We start from the raw sequence: 20,173 nt of genomic DNA on the forward strand, positions 1-20,173 counted from the left end.
CCTGGAAGCCGTTTCAGCGTGCCGCATCCGGCCACGGTTTCAAGACGCTTGTCAGCCATTTGAGAACAATCTAGCGGACAAAAAAACGTCTGAAACATTGGTCGAACTATCATATCTATTAAATAATTCTACCAATATTCAGGCGCGGTGCAAGTTTTATTGCGGCGTTGTCACTTTTGGCCGCGGCGTGTACGCCACTTGGACGCTGATCGTATAAGGCGCGTGTTCGGTCAGCAACCCGGCGCGGCCGGGCCGCTTCGATTCGCCGCCTTGCAGAAAAACGTGGGCAGCAGCGAGCTGATAATCCTTTTCTGCCTGCTTGACCGGCATCAAACCGACCTGTGTGATCTCGCCCAGCACCACCGGCTGCAGGGCATTCAGCCCGCCATACACGAGCAGGTGGCCATTTTCTTGGCTCAAGCGGAAGTATGGCAGGTCAAACGGACCGCCCATCGCGGACACCGGCTTGTGTGAGTGCTGCGCCACCCGCAGAACGGCCCGCTCATCAAGCCCTTGATAATTTAATGTGAGCGCGCCGGTTTTCACCAGCTGGTCGACCAGGACGGCCAGCGCGTGCTGCTGCGCGTCTGAGCTGATCACGGTCGTCGGCAGCAGCTGCTGGTCAGCGAACAGCCCGCTGGCCGCGCCGGACTGATTCTGCCGCGTCAGGGCGGATTCGGCCTCTTTCATGCGTTCCGGATTCCCACCAAGGAGTTTTTCCACCTTGGGCGAGATGTCAAACGGCACCGTTTTGTCCGTGTAGTAATAAATCACATTCAGCACAACGAAATACAGCAGGACCAAAAACAGTAGCAGAAACAGGACCCCTTTGATGCGGTAACCGGGATAGCGGAGGCAAGTGATGGCTAGATACAGAATGTAAAAGTTAGCGGCACCCGCCACCACCGTGAACGCCTTGCCTTTGGCCTTATCTTGAATGTTGAAATAACTGAGCAGTCGGTTGAGGACGTCTAAAGCCGTCAGCATGTACTCACCTCCTATTGATTGGTGCTGGTTGCGTCAGTGCCGCCCTGGGTCGTGGTGCCGGTCTGGGTGCTGGAGCTGCTGCTCGAGGCTGGCTTGCTGCTGGACGTGACGCTGCTTTCGCTGCTGCTCGAGGACTCTGCCCCTTCGCCGGTGGTGGTTTCAGGCTGGCTTGATGAAGTCGAGGCACTCGAGGCCGCCGGCGCGCTGGAAGACTCGGCCGGCTTGCTGCTCGACGATGAGGCCGGACTGCTGGACGACGACGAGCTGCTATCTTTAGCCTTCATGCTGGACACCAGGGAGCTCTGTGCCGCCGGGGACTTCGGCGTGCTGGTCGGGTTGACCGTGTTATTGATCCAGTTATAGCCGCTGATCAAAATGATCAGCGACACGATTGCCGCCGGTGACAGCAGCGGCGGAGTACGATAGGCCATTACTGGTCCTCCTTTGAAAACTTGCTACCTTGATTCTAACTTAAACGACCAAGGTGTGCGCTTAAGAAAGCCGAAAAGCACACAATCATCGCATTTTGGCCACTAAAAAATCCCGCCACCGCGGGATCGATTATCGGCCAAGCTTCTGCGCACAGGCCGCGCACAAGCCATAAAGCTCAAAGTTGTGGCTGGCGATTTTGGCGCCGGGCAGCTGGTCTTCAAAGTATTCCAGCGGGCACATTTTGACTTCCTGGACCCGGTGGCAGTTGGTGCAGATGAAGTGGTGGTGGTGCGGGTGCTGGAAGTCGCACTGCAGCTTCACAATAGCCTGCTCGTTTTCCACGTCGCTTTCTAAAATTCCAAGCTGTTCAAAGGCCTTCACATTACGATAAATCGTGTCATGGGACAGCCCCGGATACTGGCTGCGCATGTACCGATCCAGCTGGGTCACCGGCACGAAGCGCCCACTTTCGTCCAGATAAGCGACCAACGCCCGGCGCTGCTTGGTGACCCGCATTCCGCTTTGTTTCATTTTTTCAATTGCAATTGTTGCCTGTGACATAGTGGCCTCCGTTTTAATCGGACTGATTACGATTTAGTTCAGTCTATCATATCAGGCGCCTAGCCGCAATTACCCCTTGGCCACTGCCGCCTGAGTCAGCTGCTGCATGAACGCATCGATCTGGCGGCACGCCTGCTGCCAATCGTCATTTTTGATGACCGTCGCGACGTCAGTAAGCCCTGCTGGCAGCTGCAAGTCGCGCTTATACTCCGGTGAGGCCAACCGCTTGGCCACCATTTCCTCGGGATCCCCGCGACTCAATAAACGCCGCCTCAGAATCGACGGATCCTCAATCGTGAGATAAAGCACGGCCAGCCGATTGCCCAACTGACGCGCATAGGTCAAGGCCCCCTTGGTGTCCAGCACGATCGAGACAAAATCGCCATGGGTCCACGCGCGATTCAGAGACTCGTAAGAACTGCCGTACTCGTAGCCCGCATAGGTGACATGCTCGATGTAATGATTCGCGGCAAAGCTTTCTGGCGTTTCAAAAAAATAATCCACACCATCCACCTCGCCTGGCCGCCGCGGCCGGGTGGTGTGGGTCATCACCCGGTCAACGCCGTAGTGCTTTTTCAGGTAGGAAGAAACGGTGGTCTTACCAGTGCCGGTCGCGCCAGTGATCACGATCAATTTGCGCTGCATGAGTGCCCCTCCTTGGTTGTTAGGCCCATTTTACCTTAAAACCAGCAATCAAAAAAGCCGGCAAATCGCCGACCTCGTTGAGTGAATGTTTAATTGGTTAGATCCGGCGAGCATTGGTTGGCGTCCATGAACCGACGCTCTGAGTCGTCACGGTCTGGCCAGGATTTGGCGCGTGAACAAAAGTGCCACCGCCGATGTAAATCGCAACATGGTAAGCTGGCGCACCCCAGAACAGCAAGTCACCCGGCTGCAGATTGGAAAGTGATACCGGTGACCCAATCTGCTGCAGTTGTGAAGCCTGGTGAGGCAGGCTGCCAAGCCCGGCGAGCTTAGCAGCCTGGTGAGGCAGGCTGCCAAGCCCGGCGAGCTTAGCGGCGTAAACCACTAACCCGGAGCAGTCAAAGGATGAAGGACCAGCAGCGCCCCAGACGTAAGGTTTCCCGCGCTGAGCCAGTGCCGCGGCCACAAAGCCGGACATGTTACTGCCGTAATGAGCGGCCGGGGTCGCCGATGCAATCGTCGTCGCAGCGGAAGCGGCCGTGTGATGACTCGTTGCCACCACTGCAGCTTGTGGCTGGGCCTTAGCCGTGTTGGCCTGGGCAACCAGTGCGGCAGCAGCATCAGCAGTTGCCTTGGACACCGAACTCTGCAAATTGGTCAACTGCGCTTTGTTTGCTTCGACCTGAGCAGAAAGATCGTTAGCCTGCTTGGTGGCGCTAGCCTTCATTGTCTCAAGTTTGGCCTTATCGGCAACCAGGGTGGCTTTGCTGGTAACCAGCTGCTGCCGCTTGGCTTCCTGCTCGGATTTCAGTGATGCGACCTTCGCCTTTGCTTCCTGAACCGCAGACAGGGCTTCCTGGCTAGCTTGGTTCAGCTTGTTGACGGTGAAGCCGCGAGAAACCAAATCGGACAAGTTCTTGGCGTTCAGCATGAAGTCCATGTAGACATTACCAGTAACGGAATCGCCCACCTGCTTTTGCAGCGAAACCAGTTGGCGCTTCAAAACCGCTTTACGACTGTTGACCTCAGCGGTGGCCTTCTGAATCTGGCCATCGTAATCGGCGATCTTAGTCTCAGCGGCATCGATACTGTCCTGGGTGTTTTGAATCGAAACGACCTTGTCAGAGATTTGGTTGTTGATCTTGCTGACATTAGCCTGTGCATCCTGCAGCTTGGTCACAAGTGCCGCTGTGGCCGACTGGTTCTTCGAAACGGCACTCTTCGCGTCGCTGACAGAATCGGCGGAAACGATTGTCCCGGTACTTAAGGTGCCGGCACTCAGCAGTGCAGCCACCGCGATAACTGATAAGGCTTTGGAAATTTTCATTAAACATTCACTCCTCAATGAATCAACTGTAGACGAGTGTAACAAGCGAACGTTACAGAGGTGTTACAGCGAGGTTAACAATCAAAGACTGTCAGGTCGCCATTTGTTGCAATATGGCAAATGCAACATTTCCCCCACTTTCGAGAGGTGTACATGCACAAACCAGAGAATAAAACAAGCCAAAATTGGCACAGAAAAAAGCTCACACCGAGATGCGAGCTTACATTGCGAAACCGATTAAAGCCGCCGCGCAAAATTCGGTCGGTAGCCGTTGATACTGGCAGTGTGTACGCGATCGCCAGGCTTAGGCGCGTGCACGTAGGTGCCACCGCCAACGTAAATGGCGACGTGGTAGGCCGCGCCAACGCGGCCCCAGAAAAGCAAGTCTCCCGGCTGCAGACTGCCCATTGAAACATTTTGCCCCATCGAGCTGAGAGCCTGGGAAGTGTGGTAAGTGCTCAGCGCCGGAATGCCAGCTGCTCGTCCAGCCACGTACACTAAGCCGGAACAATCAACCCCAGCAGTGGTCTTACCACCAGAAACGTATGGCACCCCTTGCATCGCCAGGGCATTTGCCACCAGTGAGCCGCCATTGAGGGTCGGCCGGGACGGCGCAGCCTGAGTGGCTGGTGTTGCGGTCTCCTGAACCAGCGCCTTGGCTGCCGAAGCAGTACGCTTACTCTTGGCGCTCGTCAGCGCAACGAGCTGCGGCTTGCTGGCGGCCACTTTTCCTTGCAACGCAGTGGCGTCCGCTTTGGCCTGTGCGGTGGCCTTATCCAATTGAATTTTAGCCGCTTCCAGCTTAGCCTGATTGGCCACTAACTCGGCCTTTTTCGCTATTTCCGCCTGCTTCAACGTCTCCGCCTTCGCCTTGGCGTCTTGAATGGACTGAAGCGCCTCCCGTGAGGCCTGGTTAAGCTTGTTAACCGTAAAGCCCCGGGCAACCAAGTCTGAGAAGTTCTTGGCATTGAGCAAAAAGTCAACGTAGACGTTGCCTGTGGCCGAATCGCCGATCTGCTTTTGCAGCTCAACCAGCTGGTTTTTCAGCACCGCCTTGCGACTTTTCACCTCAGTAGTGGCGTTATCGATTTGCACCTGATATTTGCCAATTTTACCTTGCGTATCATCGATAGCCGCTTGAGTTTGAGCAATTTTTGTGACCAGGTTTGAGGCCTCATTACTGGACTTTAGGACCTGGTCCTGAGCTGCTCGCAACTGTTCGATCACGTCAGTTGGCTGACTCGTGCTTGCCGTCGGGGCCGCCGAAACCATCGTTTGGGATCCGCCGGCAATCCCGATCAGCGCGGCAGCCCCCAAAGCGGCCGCAATCTTCCCTAACCTCATATTGACACACTCCTCTGTTTTGACTGTCATCAACATATCAGTTGGAAGTTACACCGGCGTTACAGAGTAGTTAATAAACCGAGTCAATTCCCGGCGGGCAAAAATGTTTTTAGCCCAAAGCAAAAGCACTCCTGCACCACGATTCATTGATCGAATCGCGGTGCAGGAGCGCCTGTCAGTTGGGCGTCGTTTTGTGAAACGCGACAAAGGCAATTTGGCCTGCTCTCAACCTGAGCAAAACCACTTATTCAGCCCGAACGGGGACGACCTCCAGGTGCAGCTGAAAGGCCTCGGTTCGATCCATCACCGCGATGATGAAGTGATCATCGGCAAACCAGCTGACCGAAAGTGCATCGCCGGTGGCTTCCTCCAGCCGATGCAGGTCGACCGGCCGCTTGATGGCAAACGTCAGCACCTGCTCAGCCAGCTCATGGATATCCGGCAGCGGGCAGGCCGAAAGCTCCGCGTTGAGCAGCCGCAGGGCTTCGTGGCCCGCCGCCTCAAAACTGAGCAGCCGCTGGCCGTCCAGCCCAGAATAAAAGACGGTCAGCGACTGATTTTGATAAGTCGCACCAATCACCGAATAGGCCATGCCGAATTCCCCCTTTTTTATTAGTATAGCATCCTGACCCGAGGCCACGCTGGTGGCGGCCACGAAAAAAGCGACGCTGCCGTCGCTTTATTGACCTCTTCTGGGCCGGACGCTTACTTTTGAATCCGGACCAGAAAGTACTTCTTCTTGCCGCGGCGCACGATTGTGAACGCGCCGTCAAAATGCGCGCTCGGGTCCACGGTGAAGTCAAGGTCGCGCCGCTTTTCACCATTAATGGTGATAGCACCGTTTTGGACGTCTTCGCGTGCCTGCCGCCGTGAAGATTCGATGCCGGTGGTGTCCACCAGCCAAGTCACAATGTTCTCAGGGGCGGCCGGCGCCGTTTTGCTTGGAAACTGCTTGAAGCCCTGCTCGATTTCCTCAGCCGTCAGGTCCTGCACATCGCCAGAGAACAGTGCGGCGGAGATGGCTTCAGCCTGGTCGACGGCTTTCTGGCCGTGCACGAACTTGGTGACTTCCTGGGCCAACCGGCGCTGCGCTTCCCGGTTTTCCGGATGCGTCTCAGTTGCCTCGACCAGATCCTGAATCTCTTCTTTAGATAAGAAGGTGAAGAACTTCAGAAACTTTTCAACGTCCTGATCATCCTGGTTGAACCAGAACTGGTAGAACTCGTAGGGCGAGGTCTTTTCGGGATCGAGCCAAACCGCGCCGCCGGCCGACTTGCCGAACTTGGTGCCATCCGACTTAAGCATCAGCGGGTTGGTCAGCCCGTACACCTTGGCGTCCGGACCTTCCACCTTGTGGATCAGGTCGATGCCGGCGGTGATGTTACCCCACTGATCGGCGCCGCCCAGTTGCACCTGCACGTCCTCGGTTTGGTACAGCTTCAAAAAGTCGATCGACTGGAGGATCTGGTAAGTGAATTCGGTGTATGAGATCCCGTTTTCCAGCCGGCTGGCCACCACTTCCTTGTTCAGCATCTGGTTGACCGGGAACAACTTGCCGTAATCGCGCAGAAAATCAAGCAGGCTGAGCTTACTAAGCCAGCTGTAGTTGTCAACGATGCGGAAATTGTCCGTGCCAAACAGGCGCTCCATCTGCACAGTCAGCTTTTTCTTGTTCTCGTCAATGGTGGCCATTGTCTGCAGCACGCGCTCGGAATTGCGACCGGAGGGGTCACCAATCGAGCCGGTGCCGCCGCCAATAACGATCACGGGCTTGTGCCCCATCAACTGGAAGCGCTTCAGCATCATGAACGGGATCAGGTGCCCCACGTGCAGCGAGTCGCCGGTCGGATCAGTCCCCACGTAAATGCCAACATGCTTTTCAGACGTTAACTTGCGCAGACCGTCCTCATCGGTGAGTTGATTCAAGGCGCCACGCCACGCCAGCTCGTCTAAAATATTCTCTGCCATTATGTTCCTCCTATTAAGGTTACGACCGAAAAAAAGCCCTGTTCGCATCTGCAAACAGGGACGGAAAATTCCGCGGTACCACCCACGTTATGGCTAACCAGCCATCACTCTCGATGAATAACGCCATCACCCGTAGGCCATGCTGCGAAGGTGTAATTCGTCAGGCAGCGAAGGTCGGCTTTCATCCCCCGCCGACTTTCTGAGGCATCCGTTGCTAAACTACTGAACTTCCGGTCGAAATATTGTCCTTAGTGTCCCACCATAGCGGCCTACTGTCAATCTTCGTCTGCCGTTTCGGCCGCCCGCGCCCGCAACGCCGCGGTGATCCGCTCCAGCCGGTGAATCGTGTCGTCAAGTGTCAGATAGTAGTACACAACGTTGCCTTCTTGGCGTGACCCCACCATGCCAATATCGTGCAGCGTCTTCAGGTGGTGCGAGGTGGCCGGCTGCGAAAGTCCTATCTCTTTCGCCAAATCGTTGACCTTGACTCCTTGACCGTCTGAACTCTGCCCCAAAATCATGAGTAATTTCTGCCGATTTGCATTGGCCAGCGCGTTCAAGTGCCCGATATCCGCCTTAAACTCAGTCAAGGCCGCCTCGTGGGCCGCCGTGTAATTGATCATCACCAACACCTCCAAAGTATTTATTGATTTATATAATACTACTTTTATTTGCCCTGTCTTGACATTTTTTAAAAATATTTTTTGCCAACAATAACTTTAGTCCCCGTCGCTTGAAAACGTTTCCCAATGGCAGGATAATAAGAGCGAATAGCGTGCCGGCATCTGGCACTCAGAAAAGAGGTTTCCCAATGACATCTACCTTTCAATTCGACGGCCTCGGCGCCAAGAACACTTTGACTATCTACAGCGGCGGTGAGCCTGGCACGTTTGACAGAAGTGTCGCCCTCGTCTCTGCGTACGCCAAGCTCCTGTCCTTCTATGACTCGACCTCGCTGCTCGCGCAAATCAATCAACAGGCCGGCCTATCGCCGGTGCAGATTCCGGTGCGGCCGGTGTTCAACCTCATTGCGCGCGCCGTGGCGTGGAGCAAGCGTGGACTGGGATATAACGCCTTGATTGGCCCGCTGGTCGGGTTGTGGCGGATCGGTTTTGACGACGCCAGCGTCCCCTCGTCCGACCAGATCAAGGCAAAACTGGCACTGACGGATCCCGACCAGGTCATTCTGGACTCTGAGGCGCAAACCGTGTTTCTCAGCCAGCCCGGCATGGCCCTGGACCTTGGCGGCATCGCCAAGGGCTTCATCCTCGACGAGCTGGCTCACTTGTGGACGCGCCGCGGCGTTACCGGCGGCCGCATCGACCTGGCCGGCAACCAGGTGCTGATTGGCAACAGTGAAGGCGGCGTGCCACTGTGGCAGGTTGGCCTACCGGATCCGCGCGACCCGAAGAATCCGCCGATTGCCACCTTGACCACGGCCCCCAAGGCGCTGGTCACGACCGGTATTTACTTCCGGCACTTCGATCGCCGCGGCCACATCTATCACCATTTGCTCGACCCGCAAACCGGCAGCCCGGTCGAATCCGACATGGCCAGCATCACGGTGGTCGCCGATTCCGCCGAAAAGGCCGACGTGCTATCCTCTATTGGCTTCTATGCCGGCCTGCCAGAAGGCCTGACCCTGATGGAAAACGAAGGCGCCGAGGCGGTCTTCATCACCAAGGACACGCGCATCAGCCAAACCGGTGGACTGCGCGAAACCCTGATGCCGGAGATGGGCCATTAACTCAATCAGCCGTGAGTCTCTTCAACCAAGAGGCCCACGGCTTTTTTAGTCGCTAGATTGAATCACCTGACCATGCGGCGAGAGCGTTGCCGCCCGCAACAGCGCCTGCTGATCAGTCGTCAAATACCGCAGATCCGCCTGCGCCGGGGTGAAGGTCATCGGCTGATCGGTCGGGTTAAACAGCGCGACCAGCGATTGGCCGGCAGACTCACGCACCACGCCCAGCCCGGCACCAAAAGTGAAACCGGTGAACGCGGCGGTATTTTGCAGCACTGGACGCCGACGCCATGCGGCGGCCTGCTGATAAATGGCCAACACCGCCTGATTTTCTCGACCCCACGGGTAGAACTTGCGATTCTGCGGGTCGGCCCCGCCGGTCAGCCCAGCCTCGTCGCCATAATAACCGACCTGATCGCCAGGCAGCATCGTCCACAGCATCACCGCCTGCGTTAAGGCCGCCATGTTCTCGCCCAAAACGGTCAGCACCCGCGGCGTGTCGTGCGTGCTTAAACTTGTGAAATTGGACTGGAAGACAGCGGGCGGATAGTTTTCCTGCAGCGTCAGGAGCTGCTGCAAGACAGCGGCGGCCGGCTGCTTGGCCAACACAAAATCCAGAATCAAGGCGCGCTGGGGATAATTCATCACGCTTTGCAGCATGTCACCCATCAGGTACGGCCTCCGTGCACCGTACGCGACCTTGTTTGAGGCATCCTCCCAGACCTCGCCGATCAAGACGCGTTCGGGATACTGGTCCAGCAACCGGCGAATCTGACGCAGAAAGCCCAAATCGAGCTCATCGGCGACGTCCAGCCGCCAGCCGTCAACCCCCAGCCCCGTCCAGTAGCCGATCATCGAGTCAGGGCCTTTGGCAATGAAGTCGTGAAAGGACTGGCTCTGCTTATTAATCGCCGGCAGGTCCAAAACGCCCCACCAGCTCGCATAATCATCGGGAAAATGCTTAAAGGTGAACCAGTCCGCGTAGGGGCTCCTCGGATCCTGCGCCGCGCCGACCGTCGGGTAATGGCCAAACGCGTTGAAGTAACGGGAATCGCGGCCAACGTGATTGAAGACGCCGTCCAAGATCAGATGCATCCCCCGGGCGTGCACGGCCGCCACCAGCGCCTTAAAATCCGCAAGCGTCCCCAGCACCGGGTCGATTTTGAAGTAATCACCCGTGTCATAGCGGTGGTTGCTGGCCGCCTCAAAAATTGGACTGAGGTACAGTGCGGTAAAACCACGTGCCGCGATCACGTCCAGCTTTTGAATGATGCCTTGCAGGTTGCCGCCGTAAAAGTCCCAGCGCACCACCTCACCGGCCGCATCCTTGATGTAGTATGGGTCATCACTCAGCTGACCGTACAAAAAAGTGTTGGCCTTTGGGGCGTTCACGTGGCCATCTGCATTGCCGTTGTTAAAGCGGTCGACAAAAATATGGTAGATCCGCGCGTTTTGATACCATGCCGGCACCGTCTCTTGGCGTGCCACCACGGTCAACTGGTACCACGGCGCCTCGTCTTCGCCTTGGTACCAGCTTGCCGAACCGCCGACGCCGCTGCGGCTGGGGGCGAGCACACCATCGCCGGTCGGGCCAGCCGCGGCAAACTGGTACCACCACAGCCCCACAGTCAGCGCCCGCGTGCTGCCTTCAAAGGCCTCGGCGGTGTGCGCCAAATGATAACTGGCCGCCGCTTCCCCGTCTTTTCGGAGCACCAGCGACACCGTGTCGGCGTCACGTCCTTGCACCATGAAGTGGATTGCGGTCCCGGCCACCACTGCACCGCTTGGCGTACGGTCTAAAAACGAATCGTATTCCATCAGTGCCTCCTACTCGTCTGCCGGCTGGCTTGGCAGCACCTGCCAGATTTCGCGGCCGTAGCGGGCAACCGTGAAATCCGCCGCGAACTGCCCGCTAGCGGCGATGTTCGCCAAGGCGACCTTGGCCCACGCCAGCGGCGTCTGGTACAGCGCATCCAGCCGGCGGGACGCCGCGACATAGCTTTCAAAATCGGCCAGAACGAAGTAATTGTCGTTATACTCCAGCAGCTCGTCTTGAATCTCGCGGCCCTCACTGGCGATTCCGGGAATGGACCCGTCTGTCAGCATGTCCACAATGCGGTGGAGCAGCGGATCTTGCTCATACAGCTTTCGCGCGTGATAGCTGTGTTCGCGCTGCGCCGCTTCGACCTGCTGGGCCGTCAGTCCAAACACGGCCATCGTGTCCTTGCCCGCCGCATCGCGGATTTCAATATTTGCGCCATCCAGCGTGGCCAGCGTCAGTGCCCCGGTCGCCATCAGCTTCATGTTGGACGTGCCCGACGCCTCGGTGCCCGCCAGCGAGATCTGCTCTGAGATGTCCGCCGCCGGAATGATCTGCTCGCCCAAACTGACGCCGTAATTGGGCAAAAAGGCGACCCTGAGTTTGGCGTTGACCGCCGGATCGTGGTTGACTAGGTCGGCCACCGCGTTGATCAGCTTAATGACCGCCTTGGCGTATTGGTAGCTTGGCGCTGCCTTGGCGCCGAAGACATGGACCCGCGGCGGCCGCTCCTCACCGTTTTTCAAAGCGAGATAAGCCTCCAGAATGCCGAAAACGTGGAGCAGTTGACGCTTGTACGCGTGCAGCCGCTTGATCTGCACGTCAAACAGCGCAGCCGGAGCTACAGTCAGCCCTAGCTGGCGCTGAATCAAATCGGCCAGTCGCTGCTTATTTGCCTGCTTGGCGGCCATCAGCGCTTTCAAAAAGTCTTCATCAGTTTCAAACTGGCGCAGCTGCGTCAACTGCAGCGGGTTGCGGCGCCACGCTGGCCCGATTTTGCGATCGATCAGCGCTGCCAGCGCGGGATCCGCGATCTGTACCCAGCGCCGCTGCGTGATGCCGTTGGTCTCGTTGGTGAAGCGCTCCGGAAAAATCTGGTAAAGGTCCTTCAGCACGCTTTGCTTCAGCAGCTCGGAATGCAGCTTGGCCACCCCGTTGACCTGATGGCTGCCGATTACCGCCAGAAACGCCATGCGCAGCTGACCGTCAGCAAGCGGGGCCGCGTTGTTCACCACCAGCTCGCCATAGCGTCTGGCGTACGTCAGCCGAAACCGCCGGTCGATTTCCTGCGCGATCTGAAACAGCCGTGGTAACAGCCCCTGGAACATCGCCTGAGGCCAGCTTTCGAGCGCCTCGGCCATCAGTGTGTGATTGGTGTAACTCATGGTGTTGACCGTCACATTCCAAGCCTGGTCCCAGCTCATTTCCTCTTCGTCCAGCAAGATGCGCATCAGCTCCAGCACCGCCATCGCCGGATGCGTGTCGTTGATATGGATAGCGACAAAGTGCGGCAGCACCACCAGGTCGCTATGGAACCGTTTGAAGTGCGTGATGATACTTTGAATCCCCGCCGAGACGAAAAAATACTCCTGCCGCAGCCGCAGCTCGCGGCCGGCCGAATCGGAGTCATCCGGGTACAAGATCTGCGTGATCTGGTTGACCCGCGCCTTTTCCGCCAGATTGTGAACCCGGCCTGGCACTGTCTCGGCGGCCCACAGCCGCAGCGTGTTAACCACGCCGGTGTGGTAGCCGACCATCGGCGTGTCGTAGGGCACCGCCAGCACGTCGTCGGTGTTGTGGGTGATGGCCTGCAGCGTACCGTTTGGGCGCGGCCGCAACTCGACTTGCCCGCCGTACTTCACGATGACCGCACGGTTTTCCTTCCGCGTCTCCCACATGTCCGGATCGCGCAGCCAGTCATCCGGCAACTCGACCTGATAGCCGTCTACAAAGCGCTGCTGGAACAGGCCATACTGGTAGCGAATCCCGTTGCCGTTGCCGGCCATGCCGATACTGGCCATGCTGTCCAGAAAAGCCGCAGCCAGCCGGCCCAGGCCCCCGTTGCCCAGCCCGGGGTCGGCCTCTTGCGCGTAAATGACCGCCGGATCAAGTCCCAGCTTGCGCAGGCCGGCTTCCACCGTGTCCTTAATGCCCAAGTTCAACAGATTCGAGGCCAGCAGCCGCCCCGGCAGAAACTCGATGGAAAAATAGTAAACCTGCTTTTGCTGCGTGCGGTCGTAGTGGTCCTTGGTCTTGGCCCAGTCCTTGGCGTAATAGCGCTTGACCGTTACTGCCAGCGCTTGGTACTGCTGCTGCGGTGACAGCTTGGGCATATCGTCGGCAAACAAGGCCAAGGCATTATCTTCAAATTCGCGGATAAATTGTGCTGTCGTCAGTGCCATGTGTGTCCCTCCACTTTGCTACAGCTGCTGGTAAGTTGCCAAATAGTCCTTCGCCGCGTGGACCCAGTCAAAGTCCTGGGCCATTGCCTGCTGCTGCAGCTGTAAGTATACTTTGGGCTGATCCCGCCAAATTGTTGACGCGCGCACCAGCGTCTCGGCCAGCACCTGCGGGGTGAAATCGTAATACGAAAAACCGGTCCCACCCCCAGTGGTGGCATCGTACGCCTGAACGGAATCGCGCAGGCCGCCGGTTTCATGGACGATTGGCAGCGTGCCGTACCGCATCGCCATCATTTGCGCCAGCCCACTGGGCTCAAAGGCACTTGGCATCACGAAAAAGTCTGCCCCGCCGTAAATTTTCTGGGCCAGCCCTTCGTCAAAACGCACCAGGCTCGCCACCTTGCCGGCAAAGCGGTCATGTAAGTGATTGAAGCCCTCTTCTAGGTCGCTGTCACCAGTGCCCAGCATGACCACCTGAATGTCTTCGCCCGGCAGCAGCATCGCCAGTGCGTCAAGTAGTTGGTCCATCCCCTTTTGCTGGGTCAGCCGTGACACAATGCCAAACAGCGGCACGCTGCGCTGCGGCAGGCCAACCGTTTTCTGTAGGTCGCGCTTGTCCTTGGCTTTGTCCTTCACCGTTTTGGCCGAATATGGGACCTTGAGATTTTGATCCTTGGCTGGGTCGTACAGTTTGGTGTCGATACCGTTCAAGATCCCGCGCAGCTTCCAGGCCTGCCGGCGCAAGGTGCCGTCAAGGTGCTGGCCAAATTCAGGGGTCTGGATCTCCTGTGCATAAGTCGGGCTGACCGTCGTGACCAGGTCGGCAAAGTTGATCCCGCCCTTGAGCCAGTTGACCTGCCCGTCCTGCGCGAACCCGTCATCGTTGAAGAACTGGCGCCCGATGCCAAAGACCGTATCCAAGATGCTGGCCGGAAACCATCCCTGAAACTGCAGGTTGTGAATCGTCAGCTCGGTTTTGATGCTCTGGTACGCTTCAATCCAGGCGTACTTGTCGTGCAGCAGCACCGGGATAAACGCGGTGTGCCAGTCGTTGACATGCAGGACGTCCGGGAAGAAGTCCAGCACCTGAAGCATTTCGATAATCGCCATCTGGAAAAAGCCAAACCGGCCGCCGTCGTCCCAGTAGCCGTATAAGCCATCGCGCCCGAAAAATTCCTCGTTGTCGATCAGATAATAGGGCACGCCGTTCAGGCTCAGCGTTTTAATCCCAACATACTTGGCCTGATCGCCGACTTGCACCGTAAACTGGGCGCGGTCCTTGAGCTTGGCCGCGTACTGCGTTGGCATTTTCTTGCCGTAGTACGGCAGCACCACCCGCACATCAACGCCGGCCTGGTGCAGCGCCTGCGGCAAGGCGTAGGCCACATCACCCAGCCCACCGGTTTTGTAAAACGGCGCGCCTTCCGCCGCCGCAAATAACACTTTAGTCATCGCGTTTCACCTCCATGGAACCTGCTCCTTGCGTCTTCTCTGTCAGCGGCTTGATCAACAGCGCCCCCATCGCCGGCAGCACCACCGCCACGCTGTCTGGCTGGCCACGCTCTAGCTTGCCGCGGGTGCGCAGGCGCCGCTGCAGGTGCGTCCACGTGCCGCCAAACCGCGCACTTTCTGTGTTTAGGACAATCTCGTAAGTCCCGGCGCGAGGGACCGGCACAATGAAGTTATCGCGCTGCTCTGGCAACAGGTTCAACACCACGATCAAGCGGTCCTTGTCTGCTCTGGCGCGCCGCTCGTAGGCGATCACATCACTGCGGTCGCCAATCGTGATGTTAATGCCATGCGCCTGAAAGTCTTCCTGCCACAGCGCCGGGGTCGCCTGGTACAGGTGGTTCAAGACCGTCGTGAAGGTCTGCATCTTCTCATTCATCGGGTCGTTTAGGTCCACCCACTCGAGCTGGCTCCAGTCGCGCCATTCAAGAAACTGACCCCACTCGCTGCCCATAAACAGCAGTTTTTTGCCCGGGAAGGTCATGTGCCAAACTGCCATGGTCCGCAGGTTGGCAAACTGGTTGTAACGGTCGCCGGGCATTTTATGCATCAGCGACTTTTTCCCGTGCACCACCTCGTCATGTGAAAACGGCAGAATGAATTGCTCGTTTTGCATGTAGACCCAAGAAAACGTCAGTTGGTCAATGTGCGCTTGGCGCGCATACGGATCCGTGCTGAAGTACTTGAGCGTGTCGTTCATCCAGCCCATGTTCCACTTGTAATTGAACCCCAGGCCCCCGGTGTCAATTGGGGCAGAAACCTTGGGGTAATCCGAACTTTCCTCGGCGATCATGAGTACATCTGGGTGCGCGGCGAACACCTGCGTGTTAAGTCGCTTCAAAAAGGCGGTGCCTTCCAGATTCTCCCGGCCGCCAAAGCGATTGCGATCGTGTTCTTTGCCGGCATCGTAATCCATGTACAGCATGTTCGACACAGCGTCGACGCGCAGGCCGTCCAGGTGGCACCAGTCCAGCCAGAACATCGCCGATGATAGCAGGAAGATTTGCACCTGCGCCTTGCCCAAGTCAAAGTTCCAAGTCCCCCACCGGACATTGTCGGCGCGGTGCGGATCGGCGTATTCAAAGGTCGGCGTGCCGTCGAACTGCGCCAGGGTGTCGGTGTTGCGAATGAAGTGCCCGGGCACCCAGTCCATGATCACGCCCAGCCCCAGCTGGTGCGCTGCGTCGATGAAGGCCAGAAAATCCTCGGGCGGGCCAAAACGGCTGGTCGGGGCGAAGTACCCCATCAGTTGATACCCCCAGCTGGCATCCAGCAGGTGCTCCATCAGCGGCATCAGCTCCAGGTGCGTGTACCCAAGCTTTTTGACGTAGGGCAGCACTTCGTTGATGGCCTCGCGGTAGGTGATGTAACTGCCGTCATCGTGCCGTTTGAACGACCCCAAATGCAGCTCGTAAATGTTCAGCGGACGGTCATACGACGGGTGATTCTTGCGCTGGGTCAGCCAGGCGGTATCCTGCCAGGCGTGCTGGGGCAGATCAGTCAGCTTGGCGGCAGTGCCTGGCTTTTTCTCGAACGCAAAGGCAAACGGATCGATTTTTTCGACGATCTCACCCGTGTGGGTCGTCACCTGCACCTTGTAGAGCTGACCGACGGCGCCTGCGTGCTCGCCAAGCCAGCACCCAGTTTCACCAACCGGCTTTAACGCTGCCGGCTGCCAATCAGAAAACTCGCCAACAATTGCAACGGCCTTGGCGTGTGGGGCCCAGACCAAAAACTGCCAGCGACCCGAGTCCACACGGTGCGCGCCAAAACGCCTGAAGCTCTGATTATCATCGCCGCGATTAAACAAATACAGCCACTTGGCTAGCGTCTCATCCATGACTGTCGCCCCCTTGTCACCGCGAGTATATCATGTAAGCGCCATCAATAGTGAAATAAGGCCTTGCGTATGACTCGCGCCTTCACAGAAAAAAGACACGACAAAGACACCATTTCCTGCGAAATGGTGTCCGCGGCCCCCGGGATAAGCCCGGGGACTTTTATTGCAGGGTCGCCCCTGCCTGCTATCCCCGTCGCGTTGCCGCTTCGAGTCGCTTGATTAAGTTAGGAAAGTGATAGCAGCATCCTGCCATGCGTCCTGAAAGGACCCCACGCGATTAACGTGGTCTTCATAGCCAACCAGCTGGCGGCTCAGCACGCCGGGTCAACCTCACAGTGAGGTCGGATTGCCCGGTAGTCGGCGAGTGGTGCTGATGGGGTTGTTCCTTCCCCACCCACTCGTCATCCAGATATAGTATTGCACGCAATGAAACCGCCGTCAACTAATTTTTGTTATTTTTTCTCGTCCGCGTTTGCGCCCCTCAATGCCAGCCTTACAACAAAAAAACAGCCCGCTGCTTGTGCAACGAGCTGCCCGCCGGCTTAGTGCCACCGGTGATGTTTATCGAGGCGATCCGCGACCCGCTGAGGATTGCGAATGGTCTGAACAATTTCGTAAATGAAGTACGCACAGATGGCAAACGTCGAAAGGGTCACAATGCCCCAGCCGAAGCGGCTGATATCATTGATTGCCAGCATCAGCATCAATACCGCACCAGCGATACTAATCCAGATACGCCGCGGATTGCCAGCGGCAGGTTTCCTTTTCTCCATGTCTACCCTCCTTCGCACTGAAAACTAAGCTTCGGTTGAATCTGCTTCGTCCATCTTGGCTTCCTGAGCGGCAACGCGTTCGGAAATCTTCATGAATGGCAGGTAAAGCAGAACGCCGACAGCGATGACGATGATCTGAACCACGACCGCACGCCAGTCACCAGCAGTGGCAAGCCATGGACCGATAACCGGCGGCGTGGTCCAAGGAACCAGCACGACCATTCTGGAAATCAGACCCGCAGCCGTTGCATAGTAACCAATCAAAGTCCCAACGATTGGGAACAGAACGAATGGAATCATCATTGGCAGGTTAAAGACAATTGGATAACCAAAGATCATTGGTTCGTTGATGTTGAAGATCCCAGGGCCAAGAGACAAAGCCGCGACCTGACGGGAAGACTTCACTTTACTGAACAGCAGAATCGCGATGATCAGCGAAATCGTAGAACCAGAGCCGCCGACCAGGGTGAAACTGGAAACAAAACTGGTGTTGATAATGTTGGGAATTGCCTTGTGAGCAGCATAAGCCGCCATGTTCTGGTTCATGTTGATCAGAACCAGCGGATCGAGCAGAGAGCCGGAAAGGACAGTCTGGTGAATCCCGAAGGTAAACAGCAAGTTCGCAAAGAAGTAAATGACACAGTAACCAACCAAACTGGTGTTAAACCCGCGCAGTGGCTCCTGAATCCAGGTCTTGATCAGGCCGATCAAATCGGAGTTGAAGATCCCCGAAAGAAGGGCGGTGATGATCGCGAATAACGACATCAGAATCAGGGCTGGAAGCAAAACACTAAATGAGGCCGAAACAGCCGGCGGCACGTTTTCGCCCAGGTTGATCTGCAACTTCTTGATGCTGGCAAGTTTGACGAAAATCGTCGTGGCAACCAAGCCAACGATGATCCCACCAAACATGCCCTGCGTGCCTGTCCACAGTGTGGAGTAAGCGCCGCTGACAGTCACAGCTTTGCCAGCCAGTGTGGTGGCTGGAATGGACTGCGGCATCACGATAAACGTGGAAGCTAGTGACATCGCTGCGGCAGCGATTGGGTTGTCGAAGTTCATGTTACGGGCCAGGCAGTACCCGATCATTGGTGCAACCAGGATGCCGGCGACGTTCAAGGTCCCATTAGTAATGGCGTTGCCGAACACCTGCCACTTGGCAAGTGTTGCGCCTTTAAACAGCCACATGAACACGGTGTTGTTCAGCATCGTGCCAAGGCCGGCGATAATGAAGACCGGCAGGATGACAGCGAACGCATCACGCAATGAGCGCAGATACAGTAGGTTGCCAAACTTGACCGCGATCTCCGTAAACTTGTTCAAGAAGGCATTGTTCTGCAACTTCTCGGACGAGGTCTCTTTGGCCATAAATAATCCCCCTTTTAGATACATCAAAACAGTGAAAAAATAGCTAGAAGCTTTAGCTCAGATCTGCCCCATTGGTTTCAATCACGTGCTTAAACCACGCGTAGGACTTCTTCGGGACCCGCTTAAGGTCCTTCAGATCTGAATTGGTACGGTTGACATAGACCATGCCGTAACGCTTGTCCATGTTGCCGCTGGAGCTAGGAATATCAATCAGCCCCCAGCCGAGGTACCCGATGACGTCAACGCCATCTTCGTACACCGCATCCTTGAGCGCTTGAATGTGCACGCGGTGGTAGTCTATCCGGTAGTCGTCCTGGATCTCCTTGCCAGTGTAGTGCTCGCGGATGCCGATCCCGTTTTCGATCGGGAACATGGGCACGTGGTACTGATCGTAAACTTTGGTGAGAATGTCGCGGAAGCCTAGCGGATCAACGTTCCAGCCCCACTCGTTGACTTGCAGCCCGGGCACTTGCTCGGAGCCGTAGTCGAGATAGTGGTTGACGATCGTGTTGATTGGCACCTTGTCGGAGTTGATCTGGCCGGACCGGTAGTAGGAAAAGGCGATGAAGTCGCTCTTCAGCTGCTTGAATGCGGCCTTGTCGGCATCGGTGAAGTCCATGTCGATGCCGTGGTTCTTGACGAAGGTCATGACTTCCGTGGAGTACTGACCGTTAACGAACACGTCCAACAGGTTCTTGTTGAAAAACTCGTCGATCTGGCGTGCGTAGAGAATATCGCGCGGCTTGGAGCTGGCCGGGTAAACCTCACTGTAGGCAAGCATCCCGCCGATCTTGGCGGCAGACTTTTCGTGCAGGTAATTGGCGACCTCGGCGTGGGCGACCATCACGTGGTGGGAAATGGTGTACAAAGCGGCATCGCTCCGTTCACCATCCAGGTCACCAGCAATGCGGTACGCATCGGGCATGAAGTACAGATTTTGTTCGTTGAACGTGATCCAGTACGGAACACGATCCGCGAATTCATCGACCATCTTCTTGCCGTAGCGGACGAACGCCTCAACGACGTGGCGACTGGCAAAGCCGTTGTACTTCTCGGCTAAGGCCAGTGGCATGTCGAAGTGGTACAGGCAAATCATCGGGGTGATCCCGGCTTTAATGAGCTTGTCGATCAAGTCGGAATAGAACTTGATGCCTTCCTCGTTGAAGTCGCCATCGCCGGTCGGGCAGACCCGGCTCCAGGAAATCTGGAACCGGTAAGCATTCATGCCCTGATCGGCCATGAGCTTAATGTCCTCGTCGTAGCGGTGGTAATCGTCAATGGCAACGTGCCAGTCCGAAGCGTCCTTCGAAGCTGGGCGGTCGTCGTACACCGACTTCCCTTTGCCGCCTTCGTTCCAGCCGCCTTCTGTCTGCATGCTGGAAGTGGAATTGCCCCATAAAAATCCTTTCGGTAAAGCTTGACTCATGCTGCGCAGCCTCCTAATCATTTCTTGG

General features: G+C 56.8%; 17 protein-coding genes. 1 reads left to right on the forward strand and 16 read right to left on the reverse strand.

Translation table 11 applies throughout. The annotated features are described in order from the left end of the window. Window positions 1-156 precede the first annotated feature (156 nt). From JUF21_RS05260 to JUF21_RS05300, 9 genes are all read right to left on the reverse strand, one after another. Complete coding sequence (locus JUF21_RS05260; protein ID WP_203624089.1) at window positions 157-987, reverse strand: DUF6681 family protein; 831 nt, start codon at window positions 985-987, stop codon at window positions 157-159. Between the two features lie 11 nt (window positions 988-998). After that, window positions 999-1,418: a hypothetical protein gene (locus tag JUF21_RS05265; protein ID WP_203624088.1), complete on the reverse strand. Its 420-nt coding sequence runs from the start codon at window positions 1,416-1,418 to the stop codon at window positions 999-1,001. A gap of 130 nt (window positions 1,419-1,548) precedes the next feature. After that, window positions 1,549-1,980 (reverse strand): Fur family transcriptional regulator, encoded by a 432-nt coding sequence (locus tag JUF21_RS05270; protein ID WP_203624087.1) that lies wholly within the window; start codon window positions 1,978-1,980, stop codon window positions 1,549-1,551. A gap of 69 nt (window positions 1,981-2,049) precedes the next feature. After that, on the reverse strand, window positions 2,050-2,625 hold the full coding sequence (locus JUF21_RS05275) for a guanylate kinase (protein ID WP_203624086.1): 576 nt from the start codon (window positions 2,623-2,625) through the stop codon (window positions 2,050-2,052). Window positions 2,626-2,722: 97 nt separating this feature from the next. Next, the gene (locus JUF21_RS05280) at window positions 2,723-3,952 is read right to left on the reverse strand and encodes a C40 family peptidase (protein ID WP_203663340.1); all 1,230 of its coding nucleotides are present in this window, start codon (window positions 3,950-3,952) and stop codon (window positions 2,723-2,725) included. Window positions 3,953-4,189: 237 nt separating this feature from the next. Further along, entirely contained in the window at window positions 4,190-5,296 is a 1,107-nt protein-coding gene (locus JUF21_RS05285) for a C40 family peptidase (RefSeq protein WP_203624084.1), read from the reverse strand. 244 nt (window positions 5,297-5,540) lie between these two features. Beyond that, the gene (locus JUF21_RS05290) at window positions 5,541-5,888 is read right to left on the reverse strand and encodes a hypothetical protein (RefSeq protein ID WP_125756887.1); all 348 of its coding nucleotides are present in this window, start codon (window positions 5,886-5,888) and stop codon (window positions 5,541-5,543) included. A gap of 113 nt (window positions 5,889-6,001) precedes the next feature. Continuing rightward, a complete protein-coding gene (gene tyrS / locus JUF21_RS05295; protein ID WP_203624083.1) occupies window positions 6,002-7,264 on the reverse strand; it encodes a tyrosine--tRNA ligase in 1,263 nt (420 codons plus the stop codon). 275 nt (window positions 7,265-7,539) lie between these two features. Then, a complete protein-coding gene (locus JUF21_RS05300; RefSeq protein ID WP_125756890.1) occupies window positions 7,540-7,887 on the reverse strand; it encodes a helix-turn-helix transcriptional regulator in 348 nt (115 codons plus the stop codon). A gap of 188 nt (window positions 7,888-8,075) precedes the next feature. Here JUF21_RS05300 and JUF21_RS05305 point away from each other — a divergent pair, with 188 nt between their 5' ends. Then, window positions 8,076-9,011 (forward strand): FAD:protein FMN transferase, encoded by a 936-nt coding sequence (locus JUF21_RS05305; RefSeq protein ID WP_203624082.1) that lies wholly within the window; start codon window positions 8,076-8,078, stop codon window positions 9,009-9,011. A 45-nt stretch (window positions 9,012-9,056) separates the two neighbouring features. On the opposite strand, the gene JUF21_RS05310 is transcribed toward JUF21_RS05305, so the two are convergent. From JUF21_RS05310 to JUF21_RS05340, 7 genes are all read right to left on the reverse strand, one after another. Continuing rightward, a complete protein-coding gene (locus tag JUF21_RS05310) occupies window positions 9,057-10,829 on the reverse strand; it encodes a glycoside hydrolase family 13 protein (RefSeq protein WP_203663371.1) in 1,773 nt (590 codons plus the stop codon). Between the two features lie 6 nt (window positions 10,830-10,835). Beyond that, on the reverse strand, window positions 10,836-13,229 hold the full coding sequence (locus tag JUF21_RS05315; protein ID WP_203624081.1) for a glycogen/starch/alpha-glucan phosphorylase: 2,394 nt from the start codon (window positions 13,227-13,229) through the stop codon (window positions 10,836-10,838). 18 nt (window positions 13,230-13,247) lie between these two features. After that, window positions 13,248-14,681 (reverse strand): glycogen synthase GlgA, encoded by a 1,434-nt coding sequence (gene glgA, locus JUF21_RS05320; RefSeq protein ID WP_203624080.1) that lies wholly within the window; start codon window positions 14,679-14,681, stop codon window positions 13,248-13,250. After that, window positions 14,674-16,578, reverse strand: coding sequence for a 1,4-alpha-glucan branching protein GlgB (gene glgB / locus JUF21_RS05325; protein ID WP_203663347.1), 1,905 nt, complete (start codon window positions 16,576-16,578; stop codon window positions 14,674-14,676). The genes glgA and glgB overlap by 8 nt, the downstream gene beginning before the upstream one ends. A gap of 542 nt (window positions 16,579-17,120) precedes the next feature. Beyond that, a complete protein-coding gene (locus JUF21_RS05330) occupies window positions 17,121-17,351 on the reverse strand; it encodes a hypothetical protein (RefSeq protein ID WP_125756900.1) in 231 nt (76 codons plus the stop codon). A 24-nt stretch (window positions 17,352-17,375) separates the two neighbouring features. Then, window positions 17,376-18,719, reverse strand: a complete 1,344-nt coding sequence (locus tag JUF21_RS05335; protein WP_203663349.1) for a PTS sugar transporter subunit IIC — start codon at window positions 18,717-18,719, stop codon at window positions 17,376-17,378. A gap of 52 nt (window positions 18,720-18,771) precedes the next feature. Further along, the gene (locus tag JUF21_RS05340) at window positions 18,772-20,145 is read right to left on the reverse strand and encodes a glycoside hydrolase family 1 protein (protein WP_203663351.1); all 1,374 of its coding nucleotides are present in this window, start codon (window positions 20,143-20,145) and stop codon (window positions 18,772-18,774) included. Window positions 20,146-20,173 lie beyond the last annotated feature (28 nt).

This window comes from Lacticaseibacillus sp. 53-4 (assembly GCF_016861805.1).
Classification (GTDB): Bacteria; Bacillota; Bacilli; order Lactobacillales; family Lactobacillaceae; genus Lacticaseibacillus.